At 42.3% G+C, this 15,739-nt stretch carries 7 protein-coding genes, 11 tRNA genes and 2 rRNA genes (1 of these 20 cut by a window edge); all 20 read right to left on the bottom strand.

Features of this window, described 5'->3' with window-relative positions; all coding sequences use genetic code 11:
• Positions 1 to 64: 64 nt before the first annotated feature.
• Positions 65 to 1,897, bottom strand: coding sequence for a glutamine--fructose-6-phosphate transaminase (isomerizing) (gene glmS / locus PQ460_RS04000; RefSeq protein WP_273613651.1), 1,833 nt, complete (start codon positions 1,895 to 1,897; stop codon positions 65 to 67).
• Positions 1,898 to 2,714: 817 nt separating this feature from the next.
• Positions 2,715 to 4,058, bottom strand: coding sequence for a phosphoglucosamine mutase (glmM, locus tag PQ460_RS03995; protein WP_273613652.1), 1,344 nt, complete (start codon positions 4,056 to 4,058; stop codon positions 2,715 to 2,717).
• Between the two features lie 177 nt (positions 4,059 to 4,235).
• The gene (locus PQ460_RS03990; protein ID WP_274171835.1) at positions 4,236 to 5,846 is read right to left on the bottom strand and encodes a CdaR family protein; all 1,611 of its coding nucleotides are present in this window, start codon (positions 5,844 to 5,846) and stop codon (positions 4,236 to 4,238) included.
• Positions 5,846 to 6,670: a diadenylate cyclase CdaA gene (gene cdaA, locus PQ460_RS03985; protein WP_274171834.1), complete on the bottom strand. Its 825-nt coding sequence runs from the start codon at positions 6,668 to 6,670 to the stop codon at positions 5,846 to 5,848. Before cdaA ends, PQ460_RS03990 begins: the two co-directional genes overlap by 1 nt.
• A gap of 307 nt (positions 6,671 to 6,977) precedes the next feature.
• Positions 6,978 to 7,589 carry a zf-HC2 domain-containing protein gene (locus PQ460_RS03980; protein WP_204827021.1) on the bottom strand — a complete coding sequence of 204 codons (612 nt, stop codon included), beginning with the start codon at positions 7,587 to 7,589 and terminating at the stop codon, positions 6,978 to 6,980.
• Positions 7,590 to 7,714: 125 nt separating this feature from the next.
• Positions 7,715 to 8,284: an RNA polymerase sigma factor SigW gene (gene sigW / locus PQ460_RS03975; protein ID WP_069325697.1), complete on the bottom strand. Its 570-nt coding sequence runs from the start codon at positions 8,282 to 8,284 to the stop codon at positions 7,715 to 7,717.
• Positions 8,285 to 8,588: 304 nt separating this feature from the next.
• Positions 8,589 to 11,384, bottom strand: coding sequence for a phosphoenolpyruvate carboxylase (gene ppc / locus PQ460_RS03970; protein WP_273613655.1), 2,796 nt, complete (start codon positions 11,382 to 11,384; stop codon positions 8,589 to 8,591).
• Positions 11,385 to 11,753: 369 nt separating this feature from the next.
• A tRNA-Gly gene (locus tag PQ460_RS03965) sits at positions 11,754 to 11,827 on the bottom strand.
• Between the two features lie 7 nt (positions 11,828 to 11,834).
• Positions 11,835 to 11,908 (bottom strand) — tRNA-Pro (locus PQ460_RS03960).
• Between the two features lie 27 nt (positions 11,909 to 11,935).
• Positions 11,936 to 12,012, bottom strand: a tRNA-Arg gene (locus tag PQ460_RS03955).
• Between the two features lie 20 nt (positions 12,013 to 12,032).
• Positions 12,033 to 12,107: transfer RNA gene (locus PQ460_RS03950), tRNA-Gly, on the bottom strand.
• 8 nt (positions 12,108 to 12,115) lie between these two features.
• Positions 12,116 to 12,197, bottom strand: a tRNA-Leu gene (locus PQ460_RS03945).
• A 12-nt stretch (positions 12,198 to 12,209) separates the two neighbouring features.
• Positions 12,210 to 12,285: transfer RNA gene (locus tag PQ460_RS03940), tRNA-Lys, on the bottom strand.
• A 5-nt stretch (positions 12,286 to 12,290) separates the two neighbouring features.
• Positions 12,291 to 12,365, bottom strand: a tRNA-Gln gene (locus PQ460_RS03935).
• 24 nt (positions 12,366 to 12,389) lie between these two features.
• A tRNA-Val gene (locus PQ460_RS03930) sits at positions 12,390 to 12,465 on the bottom strand.
• A 12-nt stretch (positions 12,466 to 12,477) separates the two neighbouring features.
• A tRNA-Glu gene (locus tag PQ460_RS03925) sits at positions 12,478 to 12,549 on the bottom strand.
• A 9-nt stretch (positions 12,550 to 12,558) separates the two neighbouring features.
• Positions 12,559 to 12,631, bottom strand: a tRNA-Thr gene (locus tag PQ460_RS03920).
• 3 nt (positions 12,632 to 12,634) lie between these two features.
• Positions 12,635 to 12,710 (bottom strand) — tRNA-Asn (locus PQ460_RS03915).
• A gap of 52 nt (positions 12,711 to 12,762) precedes the next feature.
• Positions 12,763 to 12,879: ribosomal RNA gene (gene rrf / locus PQ460_RS03910) — 5S ribosomal RNA — on the bottom strand.
• Positions 12,880 to 12,943: 64 nt separating this feature from the next.
• Positions 12,944 to 15,739, bottom strand: a 23S ribosomal RNA gene (locus PQ460_RS03905) (it continues 127 nt past the right edge of the window).

Raw genomic sequence — 15,739 nt, 5'->3', positions numbered from 1 at the left:
TTGATTATATCTATCAATTTATAGATTCATCTCTACAACATAAAGTGGTGATCAGTAGCAAATACTATTCTACCGTTACACTTTTCGCAAGGTTACGTGGTTTGTCTACATCATGCTCAAGTGCTAATGAAGCGTAGTAAGCAAGCAATTGCAATACAACAACAGACAAGGCTGGAGTTAATAATGGCAATGTTCTTGGAATCGATAATACTTTATCTACCGATTTCATTAGCTCTTCACGACGTTCTTCATAGCTCACAACCATCACTTCTGCACCACGAGCTTTTACTTCTTTGATGTTGCTTAATGTTTTCTCAAGCACATCTTCTTGTGTAGCTAGAGCGATCACAGGAATACCTTCTTCGATCAAAGCAAGAGTCCCATGCTTCAATTCGCCTGCTGCATAAGCTTCAGAGTGGATATAAGAAATCTCTTTTAATTTCAGAGAACCTTCTTGTACAACTGCATAATCCACACCACGTCCGATAAAGAACAAATGTTTATGTTGAGCGATATGCTCTGCATATTCTTTGATAATCGGTGCTTGTGTTAATACTTGCTCTACTTGCTCAGGCAATGAATCCATTGCTGCAAGAATATGAGCGATTTCTTCGGTTGTTTTGGTTTCACGAATTTCAGCCATATATAGACCCAATAGATAGAAAGCAATCAATTGAGACGTATATGCTTTCGTCGATGCTACTGCAATCTCAGGACCTGCTAATGTAGCGATCACATCATTAGCATCACGAGCGATTGAGCTACCTACTACATTCGTTACAGCAATAACATGAGCGCCATTAGCTTGTGCTTCACGTAGCGCTGCTAATGTATCTGCTGTTTCACCGGATTGACTCACTACAATAACCAATGTATCTTTTGCAATGATTGGTGAACGGTAACGATATTCGGAAGCTACATCTGTTTCTACCGGAATTTTCGCTAGACTTTCAATAATATTACGTCCTACAAGACCTGCATGATACGCTGTACCACATGCTACGATCTGAATATTACGAATATTTTTAATTTGTTCTTTCGTTAAGTTCAAGTCTGTGAAATGAACACCTTTACCGTCTTCGTTAATACGACCAAGCATTGTATCACGGTAAGCTTTAGGTTGTTCATGAATTTCTTTTAACATAAAGTGATCAAAGCCGCCTTTTTCTGCGGTAACTGCATCCCAATCAACATGGAATATTTCCCGAGAAATAAAGTTGCCTTCAATCGTCATTAATTCTACTGCATCTTCAGTCAAAACAGCCATTTCGCCATCTTCCAAAATATACACATCACGAGTATATTTCAAGATTGCTGGAATATCAGAACCAATAAAGTTTTCGCCTTTACCTACGCCGATAACAAGTGGACTTGCTTGACGTACAGCGACTAATTTATTAGGCTCATACTCTGTTAATACGCCAAGTGCAAAAGCACCACGCATAAAGGTTACTGCTTTTTGTACTGCTTTAACGATATCACCGTTATATTCACGAGCCACTAAGTGAGCGATAACTTCTGTATCTGTTTCCGATACAAATACAACACCAGAAGCGATCAATTCATCTTTAAGCTCCAAATAGTTCTCAATAATACCATTATGCACAACAGAAAATTTGCTTGTTGCATCTGTATGTGGATGAGAGTTAACATCAGATGGTTTACCATGAGTTGCCCAGCGAGTATGTCCAATCCCTGCATTACCCACCAAAGGGTGCTCTTCTAGCTTAGCTTCCAAGTTATTCATACGACCCAAAGCTTTAACCACTTGCAATCCTTTACTTGTAAAAACAGAAATCCCCGCTGAATCATAACCACGGTATTCCAACTTACGAAGACCATCCACCAAAATAGCTTGCGTATCTTTATTCCCAATATATCCAACAATACCACACATCGTTGTATTCCTCCGTTCGAATGTTCGTCTCATGACGTTAGTTGCACATAAGAACAGGAGTCAGGGATATACAGATCATGACATTAGAATAGATATGCACTGTAGATCATCTCTGCACTATATTTAGTTTGGAGTTCTATTATCGATAGTTATCGATTATTCAGCTTTCAATGTACATTCTATGTGATGCTGCAATCCTGCTCATGTTCTATGCACATTAGTAGTTTTGATAAAAGTAATCCTGCTATAATATGCTGATTATTCAGCTTTTTGTACCAATTTATGCACCAAACAGAATCTTTGTCGCAGAGATCACTCTCTCCTTTTAAATTCTGCTTCACGGTTTGATGCGTCACCGGGAGGCCCCCGCCGAACATTCGAACACCTCCACCTCGTCAGCTTGATCTAATTTCTCCGTAGCGATCAAGCTCTGGCGCTTAGTGAATCTTGATTCCAACCTCTATCCTCACTTTCTATATTTGAGTACGTTAGATTTCATTTACATTACAGTTTCATTACATTTGGTAACTTGTACATTATATCTATTAATCTTTTATAAAACAATGATAAAAATCTGACAAAATACTCACAAAGTAATTTCAATGCTTTTAACCCGCTATTTTGTCATAAACAAGCCACTTATTCATTTCCGAAATGCGTATATGCTCTCTAACTAACAGACTATTACTATTTAACCTTATTTATTGACCTGACGCACGATATTCAATAAAAAGAGGCTGCCTTATTCGATGTAAATGACAGTATATCTGCCAATACACATCGTCGTCTGGCAACCTCATGTTTAGATATTACTGATTTAAACGACTAATTCTTTTTTTACCACATCTACAATTTGATCCACATATTGCTCTAATTCATTTTTGTTTGGACCTTCAGCCATAACACGGATTAAAGATTCGGTTCCAGACGGACGAACCAATACACGACCGTTGTCACCTAATTGATCTTCAACTGCTTTGACAGCTGCTGCAATCGCAGTATTGCCTTCATAACGTGCTTTGCTTTCTACACGTACATTTACCAATACTTGCGGATATTTGTCCATCATCGATTTTAATTCGCTTAATGATTTACCAGAACCCACCAATGTATCAACCAACTGCACCGCAGTTAAGATTCCATCACCTGTTGTAATATAGTCGAGGAAAATCACATGACCGGATTGTTCGCCACCTAGCGTATATCCTCCACGTTTCATTTCTTCCATCACATAACGATCGCCTACAGCTGTAATTTTCGTTTCTAGAGCAAGCGATTTAGTTGCTTTGAAGAAACCAATATTACTCATTACAGTCGATACAATCATACTATCTTTCAATTTACCTGCGCGATTCATAGCATCACCACAGATACAAAGGATATAGTCACCATCAACTTCTTCACCTTTGTCATCAATCGCAATTAGACGATCAGCATCACCGTCAAAAGCAAGCCCGATATGTGCACCGTGACGAAGAACTTCTTCTTTTAACTTCTCAGGGTGAGTCGAACCGCAATGATCATTGATATTCAGACCGTTTGGTTCTGCTGCAATCGTAATCACTTCTGCACCTAATTCTTTGAAAAAGGTGGGTGCTAATTCATACGCTGCACCGTTTGCGCAGTCCATCACAATTTTCATTCCTGCAAAAGAATGAGTGATAGTTGATTTCAAATGTTCTAAATATTTGAATTTGGACGTATCGTCATTCACAATCGTACCTAATTCCGCACCGACTGGACGTGGCAATGTATCTTCTTTTGCATCCATCAATGCTTCAATTTCAAGTTCAGTTTCATCGGTTAACTTAAAGCCGTCTCCACCGAAAAATTTGATCCCATTGTCTTCTACTGGATTATGCGAAGCTGAAATCATAACACCTGCATCTGCTTTGAGTAGACGAGTAATATAAGCTACTGCTGGTGTACTGACTACACCTAGACGGATGATATGTGCACCGATTGATAACAATCCAGCAACCAATGCAGATTCCAGCATCAGACCGGAAATACGAGTATCCATCCCGATGACCACTGTCGGCTTCTCTGCTCCGTGAGTAAGTACATAACCTCCACAGCGCCCGATCTGGTAAGCCATCTCTGCTGTTAATTCTTTGTTAGCAACGCCTCGTACACCGTCTGTTCCGAAATATTTACCCATTATTTATTGTGCTCCTTATTATTGTTCAAATTATCATTTCTAAGATTGTAGTGAATTGGTTTACTATATCGTTGATAAATACATCTATGAGAACGAATTACAATCTATTTCAGCAATCTTATCCTTTATACGCTGACCCTCACATAATGTCAATACTATACTTCATCTATCAACTGCTTATCGGTACGTACTGGGAAATACAGCTTTCGTACTTGTAGCCGCTTCTGATGTCGTACTATTACTATTAGTATTGTTACTACTGTTATCTGGAGGAATCGTTGTTGTCCCACCGTTCTCTGCTCCGGCAGACCCGTTACTTTCAGGATTCTGTTCAGGTGTGGTCCCTTCTGGAGTGGTAGGCGTTTCTTCTGAAGGAGTTGTCGTTCCCGGGTTACTTGTATCTGGTGTTGTTGTTCCACCTGTACCTGTACCCGTACCTGAATCAGTGCCACTACCTGAACCTGTTCCATCGGTAGTGCCTGTTCCTGAATTATCAGTATCCGCCGGATCCTTTGGCGTTGTATTGTCCGTTTTTTCACTGATAGTTACTGTGACTGTAGGGGTATTTGCTGGATCAGACAAAGCAATCGTATCTGGCAAAATAACCTGTACAGGAATTTTATAAGTGCCTGGCTTTCTACCGCTGATATTAGCTGATACTTCAATATCGGCTGGTTTGAGTGCTTCTAATGCTTCAGGCGTTCCTTTTACATTTAGAGTCACTTGTTGATTCGCTGGATCAGTAATCACATTTGTATAATTATCACTTGCCCCTTTAAAAATAACAGGAATATTAGTGACATCTTTTTGTGAGAATGATTCTGCTGTGATTTTCACTTGAACTGTAGATGGTGCGATTCGGTCTGCACCTTCAGGAATATCTAATTTAACCGTCAGATTCGTAGTTCCTGCTTCTTTAATCGATCCTAGATCGACTGTTGCTGTAATCGAATCTCCTAATGCGGCTAACGATTTCTCGGATCCATAGACAGTCACTTCATTCACGCTTGCTTCTGTATTCGCCAATATCAGACTATTTGGAAGTTCACCAGTATAACTAAGATTCAGTGGCAAAGTCTTCACAGACGTCCCTATAGGCACTTCTACTTTGACGCTAGCGGGCGAGACAACAGCATCTTTAATAACTGATCCATCTTTGGCATAGACGATCAGAGATACCGTTTTGGAGACTGTGTCCGTAGCACCCTCAATATTCACAACACCTTGGACTTTCTGTACATCTTCAAGTCTGCTCTGAGGTAATGTAACGCTAACTTTATCGGTTCCATCGGTAATAACAGGATCTCCTGCTTGATTGCCTGTTGCAGGTTCGCCCTGGGTTACGATTTCCGGTACAAATGCATTAGACGTTTTCTCTTCAATGGTTACTTTAACAGTACTTGGACTCATCGATACATACTGTACACTAGCAGGCAATTCCGGAATCAATGGTAACGTCATTGTTCCTGCCTGAGTGACCTGACTTAAATCTACCTTCACTTTATAGCTCTCTGATGAGAAATATGAAGTCAAATCAGACTGTTGTCCTCTTACCTGAATACTCACACGTGTAGGATCTAATGATTTAAGCACATACTTATCTTCATCAAATCCATACGCTTGAACCTGCACATTGTCGATTACATTGGTTCCCATCGCTGAAGAAACGGAGGTGGTGCGAATAGAAGCTGCTCCTCCATCGAGATGGACCATAACCCACAGTAGTATACTTACAACCAGAGCCAGTACTTTAGCAACTGTGTTGTTATTGATCCATTTGTCCATCATTACTGCTCCCCTCCTTTACGTTTCCAGAACGGGCTTTTTTTCTCTTTTGTTGCCACTTTTGGTTTCAAAGCATCATGCAATTTCGAGATCAAAGACTCTTCATGAATATCACGAATAACCTGTCCGTTCATAGCAAGAGACACTTGACCGGTTTCTTCAGATACGATTAATGAGACTCCGTCGCCCACTTCACTAATTCCTATCGCGGCACGGTGTCTTGTTCCCAGTTCTTTGCTGATAAATGGATTCTCAGACAGCGGTAAATAACAAGCTGCTGCGGAAATTTGCTGACCTTGAATAATAACAGCTCCATCATGTAGAGGCGTATTAGGTATAAAAATATTAATAAGTAATTCTGAACTCACCATCGACTGCATTTTGATACCTGATTCGGTATACTCGTTCAGACCTGTTGTACGTTCAAATACAATCAAAGCTCCTATTTTGCGTCTGGATAGATAATGAACAGCTTTAATCACTTCATTGACCATTTTAGTAATTTCTTCATCATCTGCTAACGTTCGACCGAAGATCTTACCACGACCTAATTGCTCCAATCCACGTCGCAGTTCCGGTTGGAAAATAATAAATATAGCTAATACCCCAAACGTAAATGCCTGATTCATTAACCATTTTAATGTATACAAATCAAACCAACTACTGATTGCCCAGATAAACACAAGCACCAAAATACCTTTCAGCAATTGTACTGCTCGTGTACCACGAACCAATAGAATCAACTGATAAATAATATAGGTTACGATTAAAATATCAATGATATCTTTGATCGAATCTTTCCAAGTTAAGCTTGTAAAATAATCCATACTGAAACCCCCGTCATGTTCTATCTAGTGGACTTATCATCTATTATTTTCCTCATGACTGTATACACAGAAAGTAGGTTTTGTATAAAAGATTACCCAAACCTGCCACCAAATGCGCAATAAATCTATTTTTATGAATTATTTGTACCGATCCTAACTATTGTTGTGCAAAATACTACTATATCTAGGGTATAACGATACCTCTATCGTTGCAACCTACTATTTTCTTATTGTACACGTTTTATAAGCACACACGCAAAAAGACGCCTTCTTTAACAAGAGGCGCCTTTCAGGCAATAATAACAAATCAAGGAGAGGCGACTTCAGAAAACACATTTGCGATTTTGTACCAAACCCAGTCTACCGATTGATTAATACTTTGAACTTGCCCCGAAATATGCGCTGTACTTGCTTGGAATATCCCACCATCAATTACAGTGACATTTCCCTCCACATCTCCATAAATCTTAGCCTGTCCTTTTTCTATCGTTAAATTACCAGCGATCGTACGACCTTCCGGTACTATTACAGAATTTCCTTCAATAACCACTTGATCCAAATCTGTGCCTTTGACAATCATCTCAGGGCCTTCATTCCATAATGGAAGTGTTCCGAGCAAAATAATAAAGAAAGCTGCCGCTGCTGTTAATGCAGGATGTCGTTTTAGCCAAGTCCACCAAACATGTGTCTGTTTAGACTTGGGTAAAGACTGCATAATTCGAGCAGTGAGCTCATCAGATACTGGCGGCTTGCGGTGATTTACGGCGAAAAGAAGCATATCTGTTTGTTCTAACTGTTTGAATGCTATACGGCATTCTTCGCACTCAGCCAGATGCTGCTTCAATTCATCTGTTTCTTCATCCAGTAAGTCGCCGTCTAAATATTCGTGCATCAGTGAGACGGCCAGTTTGCAATCCATATGAGCCAATCCTTTCTGTTCAAATACTTTTTCGACACGTATAACCAAAAGGAAGCTGTTGAAACAGCTTCTACCTTCTTAAATACGAATCGTATTTCAATGGGTTTCATAATTTATCATTTAATTTATAGTTTAGGTTCTAATTTTTTACGTAAAAATTCCCGTCCACGATGCACACGGGTCTTAATCGTCGTAACGGGCATATCCATAACTTCACTAATTTCTTGTAAAGACAACTCTTGCAAGTATCTTAATACCATAACAGTCTTATATTTATCCGGCAAAGAATCAATCGCTTGATGAATCAATTGTTGCGTTTCTGAAAGCAAATATTCACTTTCCGGCGTTCGTTCATCCCCAGGCAAAAGAGCATATCCATCTGTACCATCTTGGTCATTCAATTCTGCATCTAATGAATAACTAGGTTTACGCTTACGTAACCGATCTATACACAGATTCGTACCTATTCGGTAAATCCATGTTGAAAACTTTTGCTTTTGATCATATCGATCTAAATTTTTGTATACGCGCAAAAAGGTTTCTTGTACTACATCTTCTGCTTCATGACGATTACTTAGCATCCGATAGCCCAAATGAAAAATTTTATCTTTGTATAATTCAACGATTTCGGCAAAAGCACGTTGATCCCCTTTAAGTGCTAGCTTCACCAATCTCGTTTCTATATTGTCCACCATCACTCCCCCAGACTTCGAACCCTATATGTATGTGTATTAATAGATTTATTTTACAATCCACTACAAATCGTAATTCAATCAGACCAAAATTGCAATCGTAATCCTGCGAATTTTAACGTTTTATACAAAAAAAGCCGAAATATATCATTATTTGTAGCAATAATGTATATTTCGGCTACTTCCAATCCATGATTGCTGGAGTTGATCATTACTGGAGGAATGATGCTTGAGTTCTCTCCATCTTTATCTCTTTCATGTGTCACCATTTAATGATACGTGAAATTGATTACATCTTGATTAGGCATCAACCTGTATTACGAAGCCCTGCTGCAATACCATTGATCGTTAACAACACTTCACGAAGCAAGTCTGGATTATCTTCATCTTGTTCACGCAGATTGCGTAGCTCGTTCAACAATTGAACTTGAAGATAACTGAGTGGATCAACATACGGATTACGCAAACGAACAGATTCTTGAATAACAGGCACATTATCCAAAATATCTTGTTGACGTGTAATCTGTAGCACCAGATCGCGAGTACGATTAAACTCTTCTTGAATCAATCCAAAAATACGTTCACGTTGTTCTTCATCTTTATACATTCCTGCATACTCTTTAGCTATAATCAAATCTGCTTTTGCAATAGCCATCTGTAGCGTATCTACTAGAGTAGTAAAGAACGGGAACTCTTGATACATTTGTTGAAGAACAGCCATATTTTCTTCTTTGTTTTGATAAAAATGTTCTATACCTGTTCCTGCTGCATACCATGCAGGTAACAAATAACGACTTTGTGTCCATGCAAATACCCATGGAATCGCACGTAAGTCTTCAAATCGATCACTATTTTTACGTTTAGACGGACGAGAACCTATATTAAGTTCTCCCACTTCTGGAAGTGGTGTAGAACCTTTGAAGAAACTCATAAAAGATTCATCACGGAAAATAAGATCTTGATACTTATTCAGTGATACCTCAGAGATTTCTTCCATGATTTGTTCCCATTTCTTATTGTGCTCGCCTTCAGGTTCGCCTACTTTTGCAATAATTGCAGACGTAATAAGAGCTGATGTGGCTTGCTCAAGACTACGATAAGCAATACCTTGTAAAGAATAACGAGAAGAAATAACTTCACCTTGTTCAGTGATTTTGATACCGCCCCCTACTGTATGAGGAGGTTGAGCCAAAATACTACGGTTTAGTGACATACCACCACGACCCAAAGCACCGCCACGACCATGGAAAAATTTAAGTTTGATATCATACTCTGCACCCATTGCTGTGATTTCGTTCAAAGCGAGGCGCAATTCCCAGTTAGCCGTTACCACTCCACCATCTTTGTTACTATCCGAGTAACCCAGCATGATTTCTTGCAAATTATTCATCGCTGCTACTGATTGACGGTAAGCAGGTAGATCCAATACTTGGCGCATAATCTGTGGTGCTGCATGTAGATCATCAATCGTTTCAAATAACGGTACTGCTTGCAGTGTAGAATGAACCGTACCATCAGGATCTTGACGGAACAGACCTACTTCTTTGGCAAATATCATTACTTCAAGAATATCACTAGCCCCTTGAGTCATACTGATCAAGTAACTAGAAATACAGTTTGTACCAAATTCTTTTTGTGCTTTGAAAATAGTACGGTATACAGCCAAGCACTCTTCTGTGCTTTCACTGTAATTCAGGTATGTTGATGTCAAAGGACGAGGATCTGTTAACAACTTACCAAGAAGCTCAATCTTTTCTTCTTCGCTAAGTTTGGAATAATCCTCTACAATTTTCATACTCGCTAAGATTTCAGTCAACGCATTCTCATGTTCTTGACTATGCTGACGGATATCTAATGTTGCTGTATGAAAACCAAACAGTTCTACCTGACGAATCAACTTTTTCACATATGTATTCGCCACATAATCTGCATAATGATGACGCAAGCTTTGATCAATCACTCGCAAGTCTTCTAAAAGTTCACCCATATGACTATAACTTTCGGCTGTTCCTTTTTTAGACTCATCTAATATATTATTTAATTTACGCAACATATAAGCAATTTTAATACGATAAGGTTCATTTTCATTATTCCAACTGAACTTCTTATCAATCGTTACATGTAGACGATCTTTTTGAATAGAAGATAACAATTCTTCAGAGACATCAATAATAGTCGTACTGAAACTTAATGATTTCATCAAGTCTGTCAAAATACGTTGATATTCCCGAATTGCAAGGCGGCGCTGCATTTGTAACGTTTTCCAAGTCACGTCTGCTGTAACAGAAGGATTACCATCACGGTCTCCACCAATCCAAGAACCAAAGCGTAAAAAGCTAGGTACATGCCATTCATGTTCTGGATAGTACTTGCTCAACGAGCGTTCTAACTCCTGATACAATTCTGGTAATACATCAAATAAAGTCTCATGGAAATAGTACATCCCATTACGCACTTCATCCAGTACAGTTGGCTTACGATCACGCAATTCATCAGTTTGCCATAATGTAATTACTTCGTTCAATAACTTTTCACGTAATTGCTCGCGCTCGCGGAAAGTCAGTGTAGGATTGTCTAAAAGAGTAACGTCTTCTGAAATGCGTTTATGAATATCTAAGATAGCACGACGCATAGCTTCTGTAGGATGAGCTGTCATTACCAATTCCAAAGAAAGGTCAGCTAAAATAGCTTCCACTTCATCAGCAGTAAAGTTTTTTTCTTTTAACTCTTGTACAGCGCTTTCCATAGAACCCGGTTGAATCGTTTCTCCAGCAGAGCGTTCATAATCGCGTTTACGACGAATACGGTGATTCTGTTCTGCAATATTCACCAATTGAAAATAAATAGCAAAAGCACGTACTACTTGGTGTCGATTATCAGAATCCAGATTTTTGATAAGTGTTTTGAATTCCTCAAAAACCTCAGGTAAAGCTACTGCACGCAATGATTTACTTAATTCACGAATTTTTTCAACAATATCCAAAAGTTCCTGTCCGCCTTGATGGACAAGCACCTCACCTAGAATATTCCCCAAAAAACGTACATCTCGCCGCAGCAAGTTGTTAGAATGATTTTTACTAGCATTCACTGTCAACTCAGACATGCTCTTCCTCCTATCTTTCACCGGTGTTAATTCCTCTATATGTTAACATCTTCTTAACATCATACAACAAAGCTACACTGATTACTTTAATTAATTTTGAACTTATGAATGATTATGCAAACTTTTAACCAATCAATCACAATGAAAATAAACCATATCCCACAAAATTTTCATAGTAATAATTCGTTAATTTTATCTCAGTAACAGCATTTTTTCAATGTTAGAGGTAATATCACATCTTTCAAGCCATATAGTACTTTAAATGTAAACCCAAAGTAAAAAAGTACAAAGCTGATATCAGACTATACACAAGCAATTTATATCTGTATATAGCAAAAAAAGACCGTTTCCGGTCTTTGAATTAAAAAATGGAGCGGGTGATGGGAATCGAACCCACGCTATCAGCTTGGAAGGCTGAAGTTCTACCATTGAACTACACCCGCAAAACGATCGGGATGACACGATTTGAACATGCGACCCCCTGGACCCAAACCAGGTGCTCTACCAAGCTGAGCTACATCCCGTTATGCGTTTATTCACTTGTTAAAAAATGGCGCGCCCTAAGAGATTCGAACTCCTGGCCTTTTGATTCGTAGTCAAACGCTCTATCCAGCTGAGCTAAGGGCGCATATAATTCTGTAAAAAGATTGGAGCGGACGATGGGAATCGAACCCACGACCCTCGCCTTGGCAAGGCGATGCTCTACCGCTGAGCCACGTCCGCAAAACCTATGCGCGTGGAGGGACTTGAACCCCCACGTCGTGAAACGCTAGATCCTAAGTCTAGTGCGTCTGCCAATTCCGCCACACGCGCATGTAAGAAAAATGGTGAGTCATGAAGGGCTCGAACCTTCGACACCCTGATTAAAAGTCAGGTGCTCTACCGACTGAGCTAATGACTCATAAATGGCTGGGGATATAGGATTTGAACCTATGCATGACGGAGTCAAAGTCCGTTGCCTTACCGCTTGGCTAATCCCCAATAAAGAAAAGATTGAATAAGAAATGGTGGAGATTGACGGGATCGAACCGCCGACCCTCTGCTTGTAAGGCAGATGCTCTCCCAGCTGAGCTAAATCTCCAAAGAAGTAATATGACCCGTAGGGGACTCGAACCCCTGTTACCTCCGTGAAAGGGAGGTGTCTTAACCACTTGACCAACGGGCCCGATTGCGAAGCTCTCAACCGGATTCGAACCGGTGACCTCATCCTTACCATGGATGCACTCTACCTACTGAGCTATGAGAGCAAATGGCTCCCCGAACAGGACTCGAACCTGTGACAACTCGATTAACAGTCGAGTGCTCTACCAACTGAGCTATCAGGGAATAGTCACCGCTTCGCCGGATCTCTCCTCGAAACGGTCAATCGTCTTGCTTCGCTTGGCAACGTCCTACTCTCCCAGGACCCTGCGGTCCAAGTACCATCGGCGCTGGAGGGCTTAACGGTCGTGTTCGGGATGGGTACGTGTGGAACCCCTCCGCCATCATTACCAAACGGGCAGGTGTGTTGCTCCCTGAAAACTGAATCCGAAAACGAAAAACATCGCGTGTTAGCTTTATTGGATAAGCCCTCGACCGATTAGTATTGGTCAGCTCCATGCCTTGCGGCACTTCCACCCCCAACCTATTGACCTCGTCGTCTACAAGGGGTCTTACATACTGGGAAATCTCATCTTGAGGGGGGCTTCACGCTTAGATGCTTTCAGCGCTTATCCCTTCCGCACGTAGCTACCCAGCGATGCTCCTGGCGGAACAACTGGTACACCAGCGGTGCGTCCATCCCGGTCCTCTCGTACTAAGGACAGCTCCTCTCAAATTTCCTACGCCCACGACAGATAGGGACCGAACTGTCTCACGACGTTCTGAACCCAGCTCGCGTACCGCTTTAATGGGCGAACAGCCCAACCCTTGGGACCTACTTCAGCCCCAGGATGCGATGAGCCGACATCGAGGTGCCAAACCTCCCCGTCGATGTGGACTCTTGGGGGAGATAAGCCTGTTATCCCCAGGGTAGCTTTTATCCGTTGAGCGATGGCCCTTCCATGCGGTACCACCGGATCACTAAGCCCGACTTTCGTCCCTGCTCGACGTGTCTGTCTCGCAGTCAAGCTCCCTTATGCCTTTACACTCTTCGAATGATTTCCAACCATTCTGAGGGAACCTTAGGGCGCCTCCGTTACACTTTAGGAGGCGACCGCCCCAGTCAAACTGCCCACCTGACACGGTCCCTGTACCGGATCACGGTACGAGGTTAGAACTCAAATGCGATCAGGGTGGTATCCCAACGGCGCCTCAACCGAAGCTTGCGCTCCGATGTCTACGGCTCCCACCTATCCTGTACAAATCGCACCCCAGTTCAATATCAAGTTGCAGTAAAGCTCCATGGGGTCTTTCCGTCTTGTCGCGGGTAACCTGCATCTTCACAGGTATTAAAATTTCACCGGATCTCTCGTTGAGACAGCGCCCAAATCGTTACGCCATTCGTGCGGGTCAGAATTTACCTGACAAGGAATTTCGCTACCTTAGGACCGTTATAGTTACGGCCGCCGTTTACTGGGGCTTCGGTTCATAGCTTCGCTTGCGCTAACCACTCCCCTTAACCTTCCAGCACCGGGCAGGCGTCAGCCCGTATACTTCGCCTTGCGGCTTCGCACAGACCTGTGTTTTTGCTAAACAGTCGCTTGGGCCTTTTCACTGCGGCCCCCTCGTGCTATTCACACTACCGGGGCACCCCTTCTCCCGAAGTTACGGGGTCATTTTGCCGAGTTCCTTAACGAGAGTTCTTCCGCGCGCCTTAGAATTCTCTTCTCACCCACCTGTGTCGGTTTACGGTACGGGCACCTGCTTCCTGGCTAGAGACTTTTCTTGGCAGTGTGAAATCATGACCTTCGCTACTATAATTTTCGCTCCTCATCACAGCCTGGCCTTGGGGTATGCGGATTTGCCTACATACCAGCCTCACTGCTTGAACGGACATCCATCAGTCCGCGTCACTATCCTCCTGCGTCATCCCATTGCTCATAACGGCTTTCGGTGGTACAGGAATTTCAACCTGTTGTCCGTCGACTACGCCTTTCGGCCTCGCCTTAGGTCCCGACTTACCCTGAGAGGACGAGCCTTCCTCAGGAATCCTTGGGTTTTCGGCGGATCAGATTCTCACTGATCTTTTCGTTACTCATACCGGCATTCTCACTTGAATGAGGTCCAGCGCTCCTTGCGGTACACCTTCAATCTTCATTCAACGCTCCCCTACCCCTGATACAACGTATCAAGCCATAGCTTCGGTGGTGTGTTTAGCCCCGTTACATTTTCGGCGCAAAGTCACTCGACCAGTGAGCTATTACGCACTCTTTCAATGGTGGCTGCTTCTAAGCCAACATCCTGGTTGTCTGTGCAACTTCACATCCTTTCCCACTTAACACACACTTGGGGACCTTAGCTGATGGTCTGGGCTGTTTCCCTTTCGACAATGGATCTTAGCACTCACTGTCTGACTCCCGGAATAAAGTCTGTGGCATTCGGAGTTTGACTGAACTTGGTAACCCTTGCGGGCCCCGCATCCAATCAGTGCTCTACCTCCACGACTCATCTTCCGAGGCTAGCCCTAAAGCTATTTCGGGGAGAACCAGCTATCTCCAGGTTCGATTGGAATTTCTCCGCTACCCCCACCTCATCCCCGCACTTTTCAACGTGCGTGGGTTCGGGCCTCCAGTACGTGTTACCGTACCTTCACCCTGGACAGGGGTAGATCACCTGGTTTCGGGTCTACGTCCACGTACTTAGTCGCCCTATTCAGACTCGCTTTCGCTGCGGCTCCGGCTTTTCACCTTAACCTTGCACGGGAACGTAACTCGCCGGTTCATTCTACAAAAGGCACGCCATCACCCAGTAATAGGGCTCTGACTTTTTGTAAGCACACGGTTTCAGGTTCTATTTCACTCCCCTTCCGGGGTCCTTTTCACCTTTCCCTCACGGTACTGCTTCACTATCGGTCGCTAGGGAGTATTTAGCCTTACCAGATGGTCCTGGCAGATTCATACGGGGTTTCACGTGCCCCGCACTACTCGGGATCCGTCTCGGAGAGAGCATCATTTCATCTACAGGGCTTTCACCTTTTTTAGCGGGCCTTTCCAGACCTCTTCAATTACGATACTCCTTTGTAACTCCAAAGAGACGTCCCACAACCCCAACAAGCAAGCTCATTGGTTTGGGCTGTTCCGCGTTCGCTCGCCGCTACTGACGGAATCACTCTTGTTTTCTATTCCTGAGGGTACTTAGATGTTTCAGTTCCCCTCGTCTGCCTCTGCACACCCTATGTATTCAGGTGTGAGTAACTGGAGATGAATCCAGTTAGG

Origin of the sequence: Paenibacillus sp. KACC 21273, from assembly GCF_028736095.1 — a bacterium.
GTDB lineage: Bacteria > Bacillota > Bacilli > Paenibacillales > Paenibacillaceae > Saccharibacillus > Saccharibacillus kyungheensis.
The sequence above is the reverse complement of the archived record's forward strand: the minus strand, read 5'-3'. Positions and strand labels throughout refer to the sequence as shown.

What these genes read in the sequence shown, in the direction of transcription:
- PQ460_RS03980 (WP_204827021.1), bottom strand. Translation starts at nt 7,589, where the DNA reads ATGGATTGCAAACTGGCCGTCTCACTGATGCACGAATATTTAGACGGC.
- glmM (WP_273613652.1), bottom strand. Translation starts at nt 4,058, where the DNA reads ATGGGTAAATATTTCGGAACAGACGGTGTACGAGGCGTTGCTAACAAA.
- ppc (WP_273613655.1), bottom strand. Translation starts at nt 11,384, where the DNA reads ATGTCTGAGTTGACAGTGAATGCTAGTAAAAATCATTCTAACAACTTG.
- sigW (WP_069325697.1), bottom strand. Translation starts at nt 8,284, where the DNA reads ATGGTGGACAATATAGAAACGAGATTGGTGAAGCTAGCACTTAAAGGG.
- cdaA (WP_274171834.1), bottom strand. Translation starts at nt 6,670, where the DNA reads ATGGATTATTTTACAAGCTTAACTTGGAAAGATTCGATCAAAGATATC.
- PQ460_RS03990 (WP_274171835.1), bottom strand. Translation starts at nt 5,846, where the DNA reads ATGATGGACAAATGGATCAATAACAACACAGTTGCTAAAGTACTGGCT.
- glmS (WP_273613651.1), bottom strand. Translation starts at nt 1,897, where the DNA reads ATGTGTGGTATTGTTGGATATATTGGGAATAAAGATACGCAAGCTATT.